This window comes from Shewanella violacea DSS12, from assembly GCF_000091325.1.
GTDB lineage: Bacteria > Pseudomonadota > Gammaproteobacteria > Enterobacterales > Shewanellaceae > Shewanella > Shewanella violacea.
In genome coordinates, this window is sequence record NC_014012.1 from 4,583,999 (window position 1) to 4,602,593 (window position 18,595).

At 45.3% G+C, this 18,595-nt stretch carries 16 protein-coding genes; 5 read left to right on the forward strand and 11 right to left on the reverse strand.

What is annotated here, in order from left to right; all coding sequences use genetic code 11:
* Positions 1 to 16 precede the first annotated feature (16 nt).
* From SVI_RS18895 to SVI_RS18910, 4 genes are read right to left on the reverse strand one after another with little or no spacing between them, the layout of a single operon-like run.
* Entirely contained in the window at positions 17 to 535 is a 519-nt protein-coding gene (locus SVI_RS18895; RefSeq protein ID WP_013053271.1) for a pilus assembly protein PilP, read from the reverse strand.
* Positions 536 to 1,153 (reverse strand): type IV pilus inner membrane component PilO, encoded by a 618-nt coding sequence (locus SVI_RS18900; RefSeq protein WP_013053272.1) that lies wholly within the window; start codon positions 1,151 to 1,153, stop codon positions 536 to 538. It lies immediately after the preceding gene.
* A complete protein-coding gene (locus tag SVI_RS18905; RefSeq protein ID WP_013053273.1) occupies positions 1,150 to 1,725 on the reverse strand; it encodes a PilN domain-containing protein in 576 nt (191 codons plus the stop codon). The genes SVI_RS18900 and SVI_RS18905 overlap by 4 nt, the downstream gene beginning before the upstream one ends.
* A complete protein-coding gene (locus SVI_RS18910; protein WP_013053274.1) occupies positions 1,713 to 2,792 on the reverse strand; it encodes a pilus assembly protein PilM in 1,080 nt (359 codons plus the stop codon). Before SVI_RS18910 ends, SVI_RS18905 begins: the two co-directional genes overlap by 13 nt.
* A 186-nt stretch (positions 2,793 to 2,978) precedes the next feature.
* Here SVI_RS18910 and SVI_RS18915 point away from each other — a divergent pair, with 186 nt between their 5' ends.
* Complete coding sequence (locus SVI_RS18915) at positions 2,979 to 5,516, forward strand: penicillin-binding protein 1A (protein WP_041420105.1); 2,538 nt, start codon at positions 2,979 to 2,981, stop codon at positions 5,514 to 5,516.
* Between the two features lie 157 nt (positions 5,517 to 5,673).
* On the opposite strand, the gene argH is transcribed toward SVI_RS18915, so the two are convergent.
* The 5 genes from argH to argC all read right to left on the reverse strand — a co-directional run bounded on the left by argH (position 5,674) and on the right by argC (position 11,212).
* Positions 5,674 to 7,038: an argininosuccinate lyase gene (gene argH, locus SVI_RS18920; protein WP_013053276.1), complete on the reverse strand. Its 1,365-nt coding sequence runs from the start codon at positions 7,036 to 7,038 to the stop codon at positions 5,674 to 5,676.
* Between the two features lie 70 nt (positions 7,039 to 7,108).
* Positions 7,109 to 8,332 (reverse strand): argininosuccinate synthase, encoded by a 1,224-nt coding sequence (locus SVI_RS18925; RefSeq protein WP_041420106.1) that lies wholly within the window; start codon positions 8,330 to 8,332, stop codon positions 7,109 to 7,111.
* Between the two features lie 80 nt (positions 8,333 to 8,412).
* Entirely contained in the window at positions 8,413 to 9,321 is a 909-nt protein-coding gene (locus tag SVI_RS18930) for an ornithine carbamoyltransferase (protein ID WP_013053278.1), read from the reverse strand.
* Positions 9,322 to 9,423: 102 nt separating this feature from the next.
* Positions 9,424 to 10,209: an acetylglutamate kinase gene (argB, locus tag SVI_RS18935; RefSeq protein ID WP_013053279.1), complete on the reverse strand. Its 786-nt coding sequence runs from the start codon at positions 10,207 to 10,209 to the stop codon at positions 9,424 to 9,426.
* A gap of 22 nt (positions 10,210 to 10,231) precedes the next feature.
* Complete coding sequence (gene argC, locus SVI_RS18940; RefSeq protein WP_013053280.1) at positions 10,232 to 11,212, reverse strand: N-acetyl-gamma-glutamyl-phosphate reductase; 981 nt, start codon at positions 11,210 to 11,212, stop codon at positions 10,232 to 10,234.
* A 265-nt stretch (positions 11,213 to 11,477) separates the two neighbouring features.
* On the opposite strand from argC, the gene argE reads away from it, so the two are divergent.
* From argE to SVI_RS18955, 3 genes are all read left to right on the forward strand, one after another.
* A complete protein-coding gene (argE, locus tag SVI_RS18945) occupies positions 11,478 to 12,629 on the forward strand; it encodes an acetylornithine deacetylase (protein WP_013053281.1) in 1,152 nt (383 codons plus the stop codon).
* Between the two features lie 157 nt (positions 12,630 to 12,786).
* The gene (gene ppc, locus SVI_RS18950) at positions 12,787 to 15,420 is read left to right on the forward strand and encodes a phosphoenolpyruvate carboxylase (protein WP_013053282.1); all 2,634 of its coding nucleotides are present in this window, start codon (positions 12,787 to 12,789) and stop codon (positions 15,418 to 15,420) included.
* Positions 15,420 to 15,962, forward strand: a complete 543-nt coding sequence (locus SVI_RS18955) for a DUF1439 domain-containing protein (RefSeq protein WP_013053283.1) — start codon at positions 15,420 to 15,422, stop codon at positions 15,960 to 15,962. The genes ppc and SVI_RS18955 overlap by 1 nt, the downstream gene beginning before the upstream one ends.
* Before the next feature lie 79 nt (positions 15,963 to 16,041).
* Here the strand turns inward: SVI_RS18955 and SVI_RS18960 are convergent, their stop codons facing one another.
* Entirely contained in the window at positions 16,042 to 17,316 is a 1,275-nt protein-coding gene (locus SVI_RS18960; RefSeq protein WP_013053284.1) for a CinA family nicotinamide mononucleotide deamidase-related protein, read from the reverse strand.
* Positions 17,317 to 17,502: 186 nt separating this feature from the next.
* On the reverse strand, positions 17,503 to 17,715 hold the full coding sequence (locus SVI_RS21630; protein ID WP_157608733.1) for a hypothetical protein: 213 nt from the start codon (positions 17,713 to 17,715) through the stop codon (positions 17,503 to 17,505).
* 227 nt (positions 17,716 to 17,942) lie between these two features.
* Between SVI_RS21630 and SVI_RS21635 the strand changes: the two genes are divergently transcribed.
* Complete coding sequence (locus tag SVI_RS21635) at positions 17,943 to 18,095, forward strand: hypothetical protein (protein ID WP_157608734.1); 153 nt, start codon at positions 17,943 to 17,945, stop codon at positions 18,093 to 18,095.
* The last annotated feature ends 500 nt before the right edge of the window (positions 18,096 to 18,595 follow it).

Consider the following 18,595-nt stretch of genomic DNA (forward strand, 5'->3'; position numbering starts at 1 on the left):
CCTCATCCTTCGCTTGTTATTCACCAGTAAGTTCCATGCTGCTTAACCTTTCAGTCCAGCAACCAGAACCGTCTGGTATTAATTCAATTATTTCGACCATTTGCTGAGTAACTTTAGCAATACGACCATTATAGAGACCTAAATACTCACCAATACCTAAGCGGTAAACACTATCATCGTGGGTCTGAACTAAGGCCCAAACGATGTTTGCTTCACTTAAGGTTCCACGCATTCTTAGGTTATCCAGCGCATAGGTTTCCAGACGCCCCTTACGCCTCTTAAGATCGGGTTGAAGGCAATCTTTAGTCGTATCGATCAACTCTTCCGTCAACTCACGTGAGGGTGGAACGAATGGACTACGCATTAGATCTGCGTGATACATAAAATGTTCAAACTTAGGCGTCTCTTTCAATTGTGGAATATGAGCAAGATGCTGTGCCTTAGTCGTAGTAACAAATAGCTCAAGATCACTGCGATCGCCAACACAACCAGTTAAAAGTATTACAAAAAAACCTAAAGGAAGGAGTCTCTTCATCTATTTAGCCCCCTTCTTATCTTCTGGTGGCAGATCTGCCCCTTCCTTGAAACGGTATGTTTTAGCGAGTATCTCCATGCCTAGGGCGCCGCTATCAGTTTTCTTAATTACAAAGTCATGCAAACTCACGATACGAGGCAACTTAGCCACGCCACTAACAAACTGACCTAGCTCATGGTATTCACCACTCACCGTCATGCTGATAGGAAACTCGATATAAAAGTCTCTTTGTATCTCTTCACGCCAATCCAAACTATCTATCCTCAAACCTGAGTCTGTTGCCACAAAGGTAATATCGTCTACCAGTCCAGGCATCTCATTCTGAGAAGGTAACATTTTAAGAAGTTCTGCAAATTGCACTTCCATTTTGGCAAGCTGTTCTCGATAGAGTTTTAAATTCGCTGCCAGCTGGTATTTAGACTTAAAGTCATTCTTTAGTGTCGTTTCAGCTCTCTGCTCTGTGTCGAGTTGTTCTATCGCATCGGAAATAAACAAAAAATAACTCGCGACAACAATACACACGGCCAGCAAGGCTGCGAACACAAGTTTAACCAATGGCGGCCAGCCACCTATATTCTCAAAATCAATATCATTAAACTGCTCCAAATCGAGGTTCATTTACTCGCTCCTTGCACAGCTGCTGTTTGCTTACTTTCTCTGATAGTTACTTTTAAGCTAAAACGTTGTAGCTGCCTCAGCTCTATATTATGAGCCACAATAGACTGCATATTGGGATCGTGTAACCACATTGAAGTGGTGACTTTCCTCATCATATTGGCGACATTATTATTCGACTCACTGCGTCCCTCAATCCACAAGAGACTGCCCTTCTTCTCTATACTGGAAAGATAGATCCCTGGTGGAATAATTCTGACTAATTCATCCAAGACATGGGTGGGCAAATTTCTTGATTGTTGCAAGTTCAAAATAATTTCGGTGCGGCGCTCAATATCTTTCTTACGGTTTTTTATCTCTTTAATTTCGGCAATCTGTTTCTCTAGCAGGCTAATCTCAGATTGTAAGTAGGCATTTCTGGATTTTTGATTGTCTGTCATCATGTCCACAAAAACTAATGACAAATAAACCACTAAAGAGGACACCAAGAAAACCAAGGCTAAGATGCCAATATAATCTTTTTTCTGCTTCTCTCTCGCCTCTTCACGCCAAGGCAATAAGTTTATGTTCGCCATTGGGAATAACTCCTCAGCGCTAGCCCACAAGCCACCATATATTTACTAATATCTGGCTGTAATCTTTTTTTCACGCCATCGTCGGCATGTAAACACCCCTGAAACGGATCCGCTATTATGGTATGAACACCCAATTCATTAGTTAATAGATTGGCCATGCCTTCAAGTTTAGAAGTACCGCCACATAAGACGATATGATCAACTTTATCTTTACCGCTCGAAGTACAGTAAATCTGCAATGTCCGCTTTATCTGCTGCAGTAATTGTGTTTGAAACGGTGATAAGACTTCAAACATATAATTACGAGGCAGATCTCCCTCTATCTTGGCTTTTTCTGCTTGCTCGTGGGACATGCCATAAAATGAGAGTATCGACTGAGTAAATTGTTCTCCACCGAATGCTTGCTCTCGAATAAAACTCGTCTCACCATTTTCAACTACCGCGAAGGTAGTAATGTTGGCACCGATATCCACGAGTGCGACCACTTTATTTTTGGCCTCTCCAGGCAGTTGAGCAGCAACCATCTCAAATGATCGCCCTAAAGCATAACCTTCGATGTCGACCACTTTAGTTTCTATATTAATAGCGTCTAAAGCATCGACACGAGCATCGATATTCTCGGTGCGACACGCACTCAACAAGACATCGACTTTTGTGGGATCCGTGCTATTCACACTCAAGGTTTCAAAGTCGATACTCACTTCATCCAAAGAATAGGGAATGAGATTATCTGCCTCAATGTCAATTTGCGCCTCCATTTCCTCCTCACTTAAGGTGGCATCCATATAGATGACTTTTGTCATCACTGCAGATCCGGATACCGCCACAGAGGCAAATTTAATACCTTTAGGCAGACTACGTTTAACTTGTCGTAATGACTCAGTAATCGCATCGTTATCTCTGATCTCATGATCAGTAACGGCACCCTTCTTCACAGGTACTGTTGCATGACTCACTATTTTATAACCGTCAGCCGTCTTGCTCAGCAGTATCGCCTTTATCTCATGGGAGCCTACATCGATCCCAACCATCTGCGGAGCCTGACGCTTCCATAATTTCGAAAGCATAGTCAATTGTCACTTTTTTGTTATTGTTCAAGAATTAGATTAGCACAAAACCAACTAGTTAAAGATATTTGTACAGAATGTTTCACTGTTTTACAATTGCCATTTTTTTGACAACTATTTTTAACTTCACCATTGGGCTATCCCCTTATATACTGTTGTCCCTGCTATAAATATTGGAATTATCTGGTGAAGTGGTTTAAACGTATTGTTATCGCTCTTTTTAGCTTAACCCTATTAGGGATAGGCGCTATTGTTGGAGCATATTTCTATGTGTTACCAGATCTTCCTGACGTCAATACGCTGAAGACAGTTAAGCTGCAAACTCCTTTGCGCATCTATAGTAGTGACGGGAAACTGATCTCTCAATTTGGCGAAAAAAGACGTATACCCGTTGCCTTTGAGGAAGTGCCACCATTACTTATCGATGCGGTTTTAGACACAGAAGATGCCCGTTTCTTCCAACATCATGGCATCGACCCTATCGGTATCACTCGCGCAGCGATTATTCTGATCACTACAGGGAAGAAGAGTCAGGGAGCGAGTACGATCACCCAACAGGTGGCACGCGGATTCTTCCTCTCTCGAGAAAAGACATATATACGCAAGGTTAAAGAGATTTTTCTCGCGTTAAAAATCGAGAAAGCACTATCGAAAGAACAGATCTTAGAGCTTTATCTGAACCGTTCTTTCTTAGGCAACCGAGCATATGGCGTAGGGGCCGCGGCACAAGTTTATTATGGCAAAGAACTGAAAGAACTCGAGCTACCTGAGATGGCCATGATTGCCGGCCTTCCCCAAGCACCTTCGGCTGCCAACCCAATCCGGAATCCAAGCAGGGCCATCAATCGCCGCAATTGGGTATTGGGTCGCATGCTGGAGAAGAATAATATTACTCAAGCGCAATATTCTGCAGCGATTCAAACTCCCGTAACGGCAAAATACCATGGTGCAGAAATTAGCTTATATGCCCCCTATATTTCTGAGATGGCCAGAGATTATCTGGTAGATAAATTTGGTGAAGAGGAAGCCTATACTGGCGGCTTTAATGTTTACACCAGCATAGACTCTAAACTACAGCTAGACGCTCAGCATGCACTGAGGAATAACGTATATTCATATGATCAAAGACACGGCTATCGTGGTGCTACAGCTGTTTTATGGACTGATACCCCACTTGAAACCTCCAATATACTCACGCGACTCAAACAGACTCAGGCTTTCCAAGGTCTAATACCTGCCGCCGTCATAAGTATCCAGGAGCAGGGCGCATCCTTACTAACCTCCGCAGGGGAGACAATCCTTCTTGATTGGCAAGGTTTGAAATGGGCTCGAAAATTCATCAGTAATAAACGACAAGGAAGAGCACCAAAAACGGCCGGACAAGTGCTAAAAATTGGCCAACAAGTTTGGTTACGCAATAATGGCGAGTTCTGGCAATTATCCCAGATCCCGATCGTATCCAGTGCCCTAGTGTCACTGGACCCACACAATGGTGCCATAAAGGCATTAGTGGGTGGTTTCAGTTTTCACACCAGCCAATATAACCGCGTAACTCAGGCCAGACGCCAGCTAGGCTCGAATATTAAACCATTCATCTATACTGCGGCTATTGAGAAAGGCTATACCCTGTCGACACTGATTAACAATGCCCCAATCAATAATGCTGATACCAGACAAGGTACCGCTTGGCGTCCTAAGAACTCACCAGATCGCTATACAGGACCCACTAGATTACGTGTAGGACTAGCTCAATCCATCAACGTCATGTCGGTGAGAGCAATGCGTTATGCCAGTCTGGACACGGCTATCGATACCTTAGTGAAGTTTGGTTTCAATCGTAAAGATATCCCCAGAAACGAATCTATCGCACTGGGGTCGAACTCAGTGACACCACTTCAGGTCGTCACGGCTTTCTCCACCTTTGCTAACGGTGGCTATAAGGTCGAATCTTACTTTATCAAAAGCATTGAAGACTCCTACGGCAACGTGATTGAGCAATCTAAGCCGACAATAGCCTGTACTCCTAATGCAGAGTCACTGCCGTCTATTGATGATGATCCTTTCGCCGCCATGGCTGAAGAATTTACCCAAACAGAACAGGCTATAAATATAGATACAAATTCTTGTGGTAGCCCCGATACCCGCTATGCGAAGAGGGTCATCTCGGAGCAAACCGCATTCTTGATCACCCAAGCTTTGAAGAGTGTAATATGGGGTGGCGGTAACTGGAGCAAGGGAACCGGTTGGAACGGTACAGCTTGGCGAGCCTCACGTGTAGTTAAACGACATGATATAGCAGGTAAAACAGGTACAACCAACGAATCAAGAGATACCTGGTTCAGTGGTTTCAACCCTAAACTTACCACAACCGTATGGGTTGGCTTCGATGATCACAGCAAGGAGCTAGGTAGAACCAGCTGGGATGCTAATGGTGCTAAAGATCAGATCTCGGCAGCCGAAGCAGGTGCAAAAACAGCAGGACCTGCTTGGAATGAGTTTATGAAGGACGCTCTGGCCGGCACGCCCGAAGAGCCTTCTACACCTCCAGAAGGGATCGTATCCGTCAGAATAGACTTGGCCACAGGTAAGTTAACTAGAAAAACGGATTACACTAGTAAGTTCGAGTATTTTATCTCTGGGACTGAGCCGAAGGCATTTGCCATAGAGGCCAGTGAGTCAAACAACATATTCATCGAAGATTCGGCCGATGAACTGTTCCAATAATTGCTTCTGGCTCACAAACTAGTATAAAAAACTAAATAAAAAGCACTATAGAGTGATTAACTCAATAGTGCTTTTTTAGTTATATATGTTACATATTAGTGACTTAATTTTGACATGTTGGGAAATATTTTTTATTTCCAGTCTGTGTGTTTGTTTTTCAAGCTAATTTACAAGCCAGTGCCGCTTTCACCTGATGCAGCGAAGTGCCACCAAGGGCTTCTCTCTTTGCCAGACAAGATTCTATGGTCAAACAAGCATACACATCAGCGGCTATAATATTAGAGAAGGCTTGTAACTCCTCTAATGCAAAATCCTCCAAGGGTTTCTTTAGCTCTATGGCTTTAACCACCACTTCACCCACTACATGATGCGCCTCTCTAAATGGCATCCCCTTAGCGACTAAGTAATCGGCTAGTTCGGTCGAGTTTGCATAACCTTGTTGTGCGGCTCTTAGGGTATTCTCTCGATTAACCTTGAGACCACTCAAGACGAGTGCCGCCATCTCGAGACAGATAGCCCAGCTATCCATAACATCAAACAGCCCCTCCTTGTCTTCCTGCATATCCTTGTTATAGGCCAGAGGAAGTGCCTTCATTGTCGTAAGAATGCCAATCAGGCTACCGTAAACACGCCCAGTCTTGCCACGAATTAGTTCTAGCGCATCGGGATTCTTTTTCTGTGGCATCAAAGATGAGCCCGAGGTCACTTCGTCATCTAAGTCGATAAAGCCAGCTTCACCACTGTTGAAGAAGATAAGATCTTCTGCCATGCGACTAAGGTGCATCATACTGATTGAAGCATCGCTACAGATCTCAATCACATGATCTCTGTCGGAGACCGAATCTAAGCTATTAAGGGTCGGAGATGCGAAACCTAATGCTTCTGCTAGCTTATATCTATCCATGGGATAAGCTGTACCAGCAAGTGCCCCGGTTCCTAGAGGACAGGTATCGGCCCGCTTGAGTGCATCTTCTAAGCGGCTAATATCACGCTCAAACATCTCTACATAAGCTAGACACCAGTGACCAAATACAATGGGCTGAGCACGCTGAAGATGCGTATAACCAGGCATAACAGCATCTAGCTCTCTTTGGGCCAGTTCGAGAAGTGCTTGTCTCAAGCCCTTTAATAACACAAGCTGCTGTTGACCCTCCTTCTTGCACCATAGCTTAAGATCCGTAGCCACCTGATCGTTACGAGAACGCCCTGTATGTAGTTTCTTGCCCAGATCGCCTACTTTGGCAATAAGTGACTGCTCTACGAAGCTATGAATATCTTCGGCGCCCGATGCTAAGATCAACTCTGGCTTATTTTCAACCTCGACTAATAGATCTTTCAACGCCTGCTGTAACTCAGTGCACTCATCCTGAGTCAAGACGCCGACCTGTGTGATAGCGCCGGCCCAAGCTATCGAACCTAAGATGTCCTGCTCAATCAAACGGTAATCCACAGGCAGTGAATCGTTAAATAACTTAAACAGTGCACTGCTTTCCTGACTAAATCTTCCGCCCCATAATGCCATGCTGGTATCCTCATCTTTTACAAGAAAGGACGCTTAGCGCCCTTTATTTAATTAAATAATCTGCCGCGATTTACAGAGCCTTCAGGGCTCTGATGCGACTAGAGAGCGAGTAGAGACGAATAAAGCCTTCGGCATCTTTTTGGTTATACACATCATCTTCACCAAAGGTCGCAAACTCTTCAGAATATAAGCTGTTAGGTGAGCGCTTCTTAACCGCTTGCGCCTGACCCTTGTAGAGCTTAATGACAACTTCACCATTAACTAACTTAGCTAAGGGCACTGAAGCTGCTAGCAAGGACTCACAAAGAGGAGTGAACCAACGCCCGTCATAAACCAGTTGAGCCATCTGGGCACCAACTTGCTCACGCCACTCACGGCTCGTCTTATCCAGTACCAACTCTTCGATGGCACGTAGCGCTGCAAACATCACAGTGCCACCAGGAGTCTCATAACAACCACGAGACTTCATGCCTACCAACCTGTTCTCTGTGATATCGATTCTGCCAACACCATGGGCCCCAGCCACTTCATTTAGCACCATGAGTGCCCCGTAAGGAGAAAGTGACTCACCGTTAACCTTAGTGATCTTGCCCTGCTCTAATTCCAGTGTCACATATTCCGGGGCATCAGGTGCATCTTCAGGTGCCACTGTCATGGTCCACACGCCTTTAGACGGTTCGTTCCACGGATCTTCTAACTCACCACCTTCGTGTGAAATATGCCAGGCATTGGCATCACGACTGTAAATCTTAGTAATCGAGGACGTGGTCTCGATATTACGCTCGGCCAGGTAGTCGAGTAGATCCTCACGGCTAACCATCTCCCATTCACGCCATGGAGCTATCACTTTCAAATCTGGAGCCAGTGCGGCGAAACAACCTTCAAAACGGACTTGATCGTTGCCCTTACCGGTACAGCCATGACAGACAGCATCCGCACCCACTTTACGAGCTATTTCAATCTGAGCCTTAGCAATAATAGGCCTGGCCATTGAGGTACCGAGTAAGTAAGTACCTTCATAGATAGCGCCTGTGGCTATAGTCGGGTAGATGTAATCGGCAACCAATTCTTCTTTAAGGTCGACTATGTAGCACTCGGAGGCACCCGAAGAAATCGCCTTGGCATGTAGGCCTTCGAGCTCGGCATCTCCCTGGCCCACATCGGCACAAAAAGCGATAATTTCACAATTATCATAGGTCTCTTTAAGCCAAGGGATAATGGCCGACGTATCCAGTCCACCGGAATATGCCAGGACAACTTTTTTCACATCTGTTTTCTTTGTTTGATTCGACATATGGTTTCCTAATTCTTGATACTGTCTCACCGAAACTTCAATGAGAGCTAAATATGTTTACGCCTAAATCTTGCTTAGCCTTACTGACCCAGCAAGGTAACGAGCACAGCATTTTGTGCATGCATGCGATTTTCAGCCTGCTGCAAGATAAGTGAACCCTCACCATCAACTACCTCTGCAGTAGCCTCAACTTCACGATATGCAGGTAAGCAGTGCATGAAGAAGTTAGCGCCCGCTTTTTCCATCAGAGCAGCATTGACCTGATATGGACCGAACTTAGCTTTGATATCAGCCATATCAGTCTCGTCACCCATAGATATCCAAGTATCCGTGTAGATAGCATCTTGCTCACCCATCGCCTCAATATTTGAGGTAAGAAACAGGGAGCCTCCATGCTTAGCCGCTAGCGCTTGCGCCTGCACTACCACTTCTCCATCGGGAAAATGCCCAGGAGGACAAATGACTGTCATCTTGGCGCCGAGAATTGCAGCGCCGAACATCAATGAATGGGCCACATTGTTGCCATCACCGACATAAGCGAGCTTAACTTGGCTAACATCATCAAACTTCTCCGATAAAGTTAGGAAATCGGCTAAGCCTTGGCAAGGATGGTAAAGATCCGATAGGGCATTAATCACAGGCACGCTGCCATGCTCCGCCAGCCCTTCGATAGTCGAATGTAGATAAGTTCTCGCCACGATAGCATCGGCCCAACATGAGATATTGGCAGCAAAATCGGATACAGGTTCACGTTTACCCAAGGCACCATTTTGCTGATCTAGATAGAGACAATGACCGCCAAGTTTATTGATGCCGATATCGAAACTAACACGAGTTCTCAAGGAAGGTTTCTCAAATAACATCACCACACTCTTACCATCTAAGGCATGGCGATACTCGGCTGGATTAGCTTTAATTTTTTTCGCCAGAGACAATAGGCCTTGCAGTTGCTCTTGAGTTAGATCTTTTATCGATAACAGGTGGTTCATTGTTACTCTCCTCTGATTGGCATCTTAATCCAATCCTTATGCTTCTTTTGAGTGAGCAACATCTCGGCTCACTCGAATTTGATGGATATTTAAATGCAAACACTAGTTAGGTTGGATCTGTGTCCCCACAGATTGACCATTGGACAGGGCTAACAATTGCTCAGCACTTCTCCAGGAAGCCACTTGTACTGGTTGGCCCATGAGTTCAGCGACTTCCAGTGCGGCCTCGACCTTCACTTTCATGCCCTTCTCAATAACACCTATATGCGTAAGCTCTGCTACCTGAGCCCTGTTAAGACTCTTAATTAATTTACCCTTACCATCGAGTACACCGGAAACATCGGATAACAGCACTAATTGACCATCGACAAGTTTAGCCAACACGGTCGCCGCTTGATCCGCATTGACGTTAAGCTGCTGGCCACTGCCGTCGATTGCAATCGAGCTCACTATCGGTAACCAGGCCTGAGAAAAAATAAACTCAAGATAAGTCGCACTTTTAGGTGAAACTTCACCGACAAATCCTAGCTTCTTATCTTTAATCTTGGCAGTGACGATATCGCCGTCTGCCAAGCTCATACCGATAGCCGAAATACCGGCTTTAATCGCTGCGGCTTGCAACAATTTATTAGCTGTACCGGCTAATGCACCGACTATGACTGGCACTTGCTCTGCAGGGGTTACCCTTAATCCGTCTAATTTCTCAGTTTCCATGCCATTTGCAGTGAGCTGTTCATCGACGATACAACCGCCGCCATGTACTAAGATAATCTTCTGCCCCCTGGCAATCATCTTAGCTAAAGTCCCCATCAACCTGTCCGTGCCCATCTCACATTGCAGCAAGGCACCACCAACTTTAATGACTAATGTTTTATTACTCGTTGACATACTTATCTACTCGCCTAAGAAATTAGTATTTAAAATGAATCTTTATGCACTGATGAGCTTGACTGGCAGCACCTTTCATCAGGTTATCAATAACACTCGCCACCACCAGATACCCAGTCTTAGGATCGAACTTCCATCCCAGGTGACAATTGGGTGTATTAACCACGTCATCTACCTTAGGAAATTGGTCGTGCTTCACCGTGACCAGAGGCGCGTTATCATAAAATGAGTACGCCTTGGCAATATCGCTTTCAGTGGTTCCGGGAGCAAGCTGCACGGTAATTGTCGCGAGTATGCCACGCTTAAAATTGCCTAGATGTGGAGTAAAGATAACTTCCTGACCTAGTTGAGTAGCAATTTCAGGCTGGTGCCTGTGACCAAGTACACCGTAGGGCGTTAAACTCACTTCGCAAAAACTTGTTTGAAGTTGTGCCTTTCTACCGGCTCCGGTGACACCGCTCACGGCATTAATCACAGGCAAGGTACTGGTTAGCAGAGGTGCTAATGGCTTTAATGCGGTAAGGGATGCCGTTGGATAACACCCAGGGACGGCAATCATCTTACTGTCGGCAATCTCGGCACTATTCCACTCGGCAAGACCATAAACAGCATTAGATAATACGTCAGGATAATCATGTTCAAAGCCATACCACTTGGGGTACTGAGCCTTATCTGCAAACCTATAGGCACCACTTAAATCGAACACCGCCAGGCCTTGCTCATAAAACCAGGCCGCCAGATGTAAGCTGACATTATGATCTGTCGCCAATACCACGGCATCGGCCTGATCGACAATGAGTTCCTTGGCTTCAGTTGACAATGGAGATAGGCATGATGAGATATGACTATATACGGGATAGAGCTCAGATAATGGCTTACCTTTATCTAAACTATTCTCAGAAACATACAAACCTTGAATAGTTAGGTTTGCATCGGCATAAATAAGAGAGGTGATCTGTGCGCCCGTGTAACCACTAGCGCCGATAATAGCAATGCTTTTCATAATCTATGACTTCTTAATTTTTAAACGAGATAAAGAGAAAAAGAGGGGGCACAACCTAAGCCCTGGTAGCAAATACCAATGTTGACAAGTTTATCGTCGCAGGAAGTCTGTTAATGTGACCTTTTTATTAATTTTATTATATGAGATTATCATTTTTACTCTCAGTAATTAGCACTGTATTCTGGTACTCGCCTTAGCTGTTTGTTAGACTAGCACAACCAACTACTTATGCAATATATTTGAATATGTATTTTACAGGTGATATATGACCAAAACCCCAGATCTGAAAACGAGTTTTACTCAGCTTATCGCCACGCCTTCAATTAGCGCATTCGAAATTGATCAAGATATGAGTAACCAAGGCGTGATAGATCTATTGCATACCTGGTTCGATGATTTAGGCTTCCAATGTAAGGTGCAAGCCGTACCAAATTCCCGTAATAAACATAACTTTATCGCTTCCTTTGGCCCTGGTAGTGGCGGCCTTCTACTCGCCGGTCACACAGATACTGTGCCATTTGATGAGGGTCGTTGGAGCCAAGACCCATTCACCCTAACGGAAAAAGATAACCGCTGGTACGGTCTCGGCACATGCGATATGAAAGGATTCTTTGCCCTCATATTAGAAGCCTTAAAGGATATGCCTCTGGAAAAATTTAAACATCCTCTACATATCTTGGCCAGCGCCGATGAAGAAACCACCATGAATGGGGCTAAAGCCTTTGCCGAGGCAAAATCTATATCACCGGATTACGCCATCATTGGCGAACCAACCAGCTTAAAACCGGTTTATATGCATAAAGGCCATCTGACTCAAGGCATAAGAGTCACGGGTCGCAGTGGCCACTCTTCGGATCCTGCGAAAGGACTCAATGCCATCGAAATAATGCATCAAGTCATAGGACAGCTGCTTAAACTCAAGCAACATCTGGCCGAAAACTACCGTGAAGACGCATTTAGCGTACCTTATCCAACGATGAACTTGGGTCACGTCCATGGGGGAGATGCGGCCAACCGCATTTGTGGTTGCTGCGATCTGCATATCGATATTCGTCCACTCCCAGGATTAGCACTAGAAGAGCTCGAGCAGTTAGTCCTTAATTACCTTGCACCTATCAGCTCTCAATATCCCGGAAGCATTCAGGTCGCCCCACTCTATCCAGGCTCCGAGCCTTTCGCCGCCAGCGCAGAAAGCAGCTGGAGTAAACTGGTGGCAGAGTTATCTGCAAGCCAGCCAGAAGTCGTTAACTACGCGACCGAAGCCCCCTATATTGCTAAATTGGGTTGCCAAACTTTGGTCCTAGGACCGGGCAGCATCGAACAGGCTCACCAAGCCGATGAGTTTCTCGATACCGCCTATTTAAAGCAAACCGTCGAGCTCCTTAAAAAGCTCATCTATCACGCCTGCATTAAATAGGCTAACTTGCACTAAAATCACTCGAGGCTAAATGCTTATTCCAGTCTTGAGTGATGTAGCACACATAAGCTCGCAATATCTCAGCTATCTATGTTGACCTAAGCCATTAACACTAGGTATTGTGGTCGATTAGCGTAATTCTTGGTATGGAGTAAGTATGACTGATATGTATGCGTCTTTAAGGTCTAACGTAGGTACCTTAGGACAGATTTTAGGTGAGACAATACGCACCAATTTAGATGACGCTTTTCTCGATAAAATTGAGCAGATCCGTCAATTAGCTAAAAGCTCTAGGCAGGGGGATGAAGCCTCCCGTGAGGAGATGCTCAAACTACTTGCGGCACTTCCGGATAATGAATTAGTTCCCTTTGCAAAGGCATTCAATCAATTTCTTAACTTGGCCAATATCGCCGAGCAATTTCATACCATCAGCCGAAATTGCGACGAGTTAGTATGCGTTCCCGATCCGGTAGAGCAATTACTAGGTAGAGTGTTAAGCAGTAACATAGATCAAGAAGATATGCTCGATTGCCTACAGAATCTCGATATCGATCTAGTATTGACCGCGCACCCGACAGAGATATCTCGCCGAACCCTGATCCAAAAATATTCATCGGTTATCGATAGTCTCGCCGCACTTGAAAATCCACAACTTACCGAGCGAGAGAAGAAGCAACAGCATCTACGCCTCAGGCAACTCATCGCCCAGATCTGGCATACTAATGAGATACGCCACGAGCGACCAACCCCGGTAGATGAAGCCAGATGGGGGCTTAGCACCATAGAAGTCTCTCTGTGGCAAGCGATTCCAGACTTTCTCAGACAGCTGAATGAGCAAGTAGAAGAACGTACAGGCAAGCAGCTCCCCATCGACATTTCACCAGTACGATTCTCTAGCTGGATGGGTGGAGATCGTGACGGTAACCCGTTTGTCACCGCACTTGTCACACAAGAAGTACTAGATAGAAACCGCCACACAGCAGCGCGTTTATACTTAAAAGATATCGTTTTACTGGTCAATGACCTCTCTATGGAAGATGCCAACGATGAACTATCATCGTTAACTAAGGATAGCCATGAGCCCTATAGATATGTGCTCCGCGAACTCAGAGTCAAACTTCGAAATACCATAGACTATCTCAATGACCGTCTCGAAGGTCATAACCCCAAAGTAGATAACAGCACTATCATCTGGCACGAAAAGGATCTAAAAGAGCCTCTAATGATGCTCTATAGAAGTTTGTCAGATAAGGGCATGAGCCTGATTGCCAACGGCCTGCTATTGGATATGCTACGTCGTATCGCCTGTTTTGGCATACATATGCTCAGACTCGATATCCGCCAGGATGCTGAACGACACAGTGATGTTATTGCCGAGTTGACTCGATACTTAGGTATGGGAGACTTCAACCACTGGGATGAAAGTGAGAAACAGACTTTCCTTTTAAAAGAACTCACCAGTAAACGCCCGTTAATTCCAACTAATTGGCAACCGAGTGACAATGTCGCCGAAGTAATAAGCACCTGCCGGCTGATAGCGACCCAACCAGCAAGGGCGCTCGGTTCATATGTGATTTCTATGGCAAGCAAGCCGTCAGATGTGTTGACTGTATTACTTTTACTCAAAGAGACTGGTTGCCCTCACCCTATGCGTGTAGTGCCACTATTTGAGACTCTTGACGATCTCAATAATGCTGCAACTTGTATGTCTGCACTCTTTGCCATCGATTGGTACCGTGGATATACCAAAGGCCATCAAGAGATAATGATCGGCTATTCTGATTCAGCCAAAGACGCCGGCGTGATGGCTGCTGCTTGGGCTCAATACCATGCTCAGGAACAATTGGTTGAAATAAGTCGACAAGCCGATGTGAAGCTCACCCTGTTTCATGGACGAGGTGGCACAATTGGCCGTGGCGGCGGACCGGCACATGAAGCTATTCTGTCTCAACCTCCAGGATCCGTCGATGGACGCATTCGCGTCACCGAGCAAGGTGAAATGATTCGCTTCAAGTTTGGCCTACCTAAATTGGCTGTTCAGAGTCTAGCCTTATACACATCAGCAGTGATGGAAGCGACCTTACTTCCACCACCTGAACCAAAACCAGAATGGCGCGCCTGTATACAAAGACTAGCCGAGGAGTCAGTTAAAGCCTATCGCTCAATAGTCAGAGAAGAAGCAGATTTTGTGGCATATTTTCGCGCAGCGACTCCCGAAGTAGAGCTAGGAAAATTACCTCTAGGTAGTCGCCCAGCAAAACGTAAGGTCGACGGCGGTATCGAAAGCCTACGAGCAATTCCTTGGATTTTTGCTTGGTCGCAGAACCGCTTGATGCTTCCTGCATGGCTAGGCGCAGGCGAGGCACTTCAGGCTTCAATCGATAGAGGGGATATGTCCTTATTACAGGAGATGGAACAAGAGTGGCCCTTCTTTAAAACCCGCATATCTATGCTGGAGATGGTTTATTCCAAGGCCGAACCAAATTTGGCTAAGTATTACGAAACCTGTCTGGTTCCAGAAAATCTTCATCATCTTGGCGAAGCTTTACGTGAAAGATTGGCGACTGGGATTAAGGCCGTATTAGAGCTTACTCAATCTGATACCTTGATGTCCCACACTCCATGGAACAAGGAATCGATTACTTTACGTAACCCTTACATAGATCCACTCAACTTCATGCAGGCGGAGCTGTTAGCCAGGACACGTAAAGAAGATGCCTCAGCCAATGTTGAACTGGCCTTAATGTTAACCATAGCTGGGGTAGCGGCTGGTATGAGAAACACAGGCTAATGAAAATATTAAGCTTAACTGTTAGCTTTGTATTGCTGTTTTTGACTGGCTGCGTCAGTCAATACAGCATCACAGAGAGTGAGTTAGAAGATTATCTATCTGATGAGATCCATTTTGAAATAAAAGAGGGTAATCAACTCTTTGGAATCGATGTGCGTATCCAAAATATCGATGTGAAATTGGGGCAAAAAGTCGATATTATGATGGTCTCGGCAACGAGTGTTATCAAGATACGTAATCCCTTAATGCCAATCAGAGCTGAACTGAAAACGACCTTTGAGGCAAAGCCTTGGTATGATGCTTCAAACCATAGTGTCTATTTAAGGGAGCTTAAGCTAGTAGAGGTTAAATCTAGCCCAAAAGATTTCGATAAGGCCATCCAACAGTTTTCTCCCCAACTCATGGGATTCTTAACGCAGTTTCTAGAAAATCAACCTGTCTATGTACTGGATACCAATGATTCTAATCAGGCTCTCATAGCTGAAATGACTAAACGCATCCAGGTTCAGCCAGGAAAACTACAGTTAATATTTGACGAATAGGTACAATCCTCTGAGCATATTGCAATCGAGACTAGCTTGATTGCAATATGCTCTCTTTTAGCCTCAAGCTATTCGAGTCCTACTTACTAAATCGACTAAATGACGAGTAATCAACAATAACAGCCTCATCTAAGAGCTCACGTCTTAACATGTCATAAGCCACTGCTGTAGTTAAGCTTCTGACCAAAGCACGTGAACGACTCGGTAATTTCAGCATCTGACTATGTACACCATTTTTTGTCGCCAATGCTATTGCTACCGTTCCAACAGGCTTATCAGGCGTTCCTCCTTCTGGACCAGCTATACCACTGGTCGCAAGGCCATAATCGCTACCAAGTATATTACGAGCTCCCTTAGCCATCTCTTCAACTGTTGCAATGGATACTGCACCATAATCATCGAGAGTCTGAGGATTGACACCGAGTATTTTTACCTTAGCTTCATTACTATAAGTAACTAGGCCATGATGTAAATATGAAGAGCTACCAGAGAATGCTATCAGGCCACTAGTGATCATCCCACCGGTACATGACTCGGCAACACTTAAGCTGAGTCCTGAATTGACGAGCTTATTATGGATCTCTTGATCCAATGTCGTGACATTTTCCGCCACAACCGCATTGCCCAGTAATGTTTTTATCTCAGATTCAATTCTAGGTAAAGAAGTGATAGCCCTTGCCCCTCGAGCAAATAACTTAATCTCGATATAAGGCATATAAGAGCGATAACCTAAGGTTATACCGTCAGGTAGAGGAATGGCCTCCAATATATCTGCGAGTGCAGATTCTCCGTTGCCCAGAGTTAATAGCTTCTTCAAAGCAACCGAAGTCGAAGCCACAAACCTATCCTCTATGAAAGGAATAAACTGTTCAGTGACCATACGTTTAAATTCAAATGGCACTCCAGGCGTGAAGAACAACCAGGCACGATTTAGCTTTACTGCGAAGCCGCAAGCTGTGCCTACCGGGTTATCGATCATCAGAGCCGACTCTGGTAGCAATGCCTGCTTAAGATTACTCTCGGCCATGACCCGGCCATTACGGGCGAACCAATCTTCGAGCTTAGTACGCCACTCGATATTTTCGACCAGAGCAACTCCCATAGCCAAAGCCATGGCTTCAGAAGAAAGATCATCACTCGTCGGGCCTAAGCCACCATTCACCAGTATGATATCCGCCTCTAAACTGCGCTCTTTAAATACCGCAACCAGATCTTCCAGACGGTCACCGACAGTTACCCGACGCTGACACTCAATTCCCTTATTCATAAGAGTATTAGCAAACCAAGCCGCATTGGTATCGACTATCTGTCCCGCTAACACCTCTTCGCCCGTACATATCATCTCTAGCTTCATCGATAACCCTTAAACCAGCAATCCATTAAGAGCAGCTAAAGTAACAAGCCCACTATCAATAGCAATACCCATTAGAGATTTAATTGAGTCTGAATATGTTCACTTTCAAAGACAAAGAGATTCAATAGAGCTAGATGGCTAAGGGAGAGTAAAGTGACGAACACACAGTCGTAGCGAATAGCTGTTTCAATGCAGCTGGGGAGCAAGCCGCATGGATGTGGTGAATGTCAGTAATGCATAGATGTAATTTCTGACCAAGTTCGACGGCGGGGCGGCATAGGGAGTAGATCCTTCGCGGACAGAACAAAAAGCGGAGCCGCCTTCCATTGGCCCATCTTCGACCCACATACTCCAGACAACCATATCGACTGCATAAACGAATACAATTGAGGTACTCATAGGAATTAGAGTTCTTGGAAATGACGTAGTCATGAAGCTGGGAGCCCGCTCAGCGGCGGGGCGACATCGGGGTAGGCATTCATGCCTTCCTAAGTGGATAAGCCACCTTAATAAGATGGCTTAGTTACTGTTAAATCAGGAGTGCGCCTGTACGGAGGCGCCTTCCAATGGCCCGGCTTCGAGCAAGCCCTCCGCGTTGACTCACAAGGATGTAAGGAATGTAGAAAATGTCTGGAACGTTTTTCTACCAATCCAGCGCGCAAGGACTTCACCCTACGACCCACAGGGATGTGGGAAGTGTCGAGATTGCAGGAGCAAATCTCTACCTAGCACATGAAGAGATACATGCTTCGCATGCGCTATTTATGTCCCCCATGTGAGAAGGTCATTTCAAAAGCTGTTAAACAAAAAAATCCCCAACACAAAGTGCTGGGGATTTATCGACTCTCTTTACGAGAAATTAGGTGCCTGGAAATGAGCAACTCTCGTAGTCCACAAAGTGGACACATGGGGGTGAAATTATGGCGCTTTGAGTACGCAGTATTCAGCCATAATTGAAAGCGGAGAAACTTAGTTTCGTAGCGGGAGAGCAAGCCACAGGGATGTGGTGAATGTCAGAAGTGCATGGATGCAATTGGCTGACCAAGCTCAGCGGCGGGACGACATCGACTCTTTATAAACCAAAGTGGCATTGCACGTACGTGCTTAGTTACTGCTAAATCAGGAGCGCGCCAGTCATAGAACAAAAAGCGGAGGCGCCTTCCAATGGCCCACTGCAGACAACCATATCGACTGCATAAGCAAATACAATTGAGGTACTCATAGAAATTAGAGTTCTTGGAATGACCTAGGCTCGCATGGGGGCGAAATAACAGTGCTT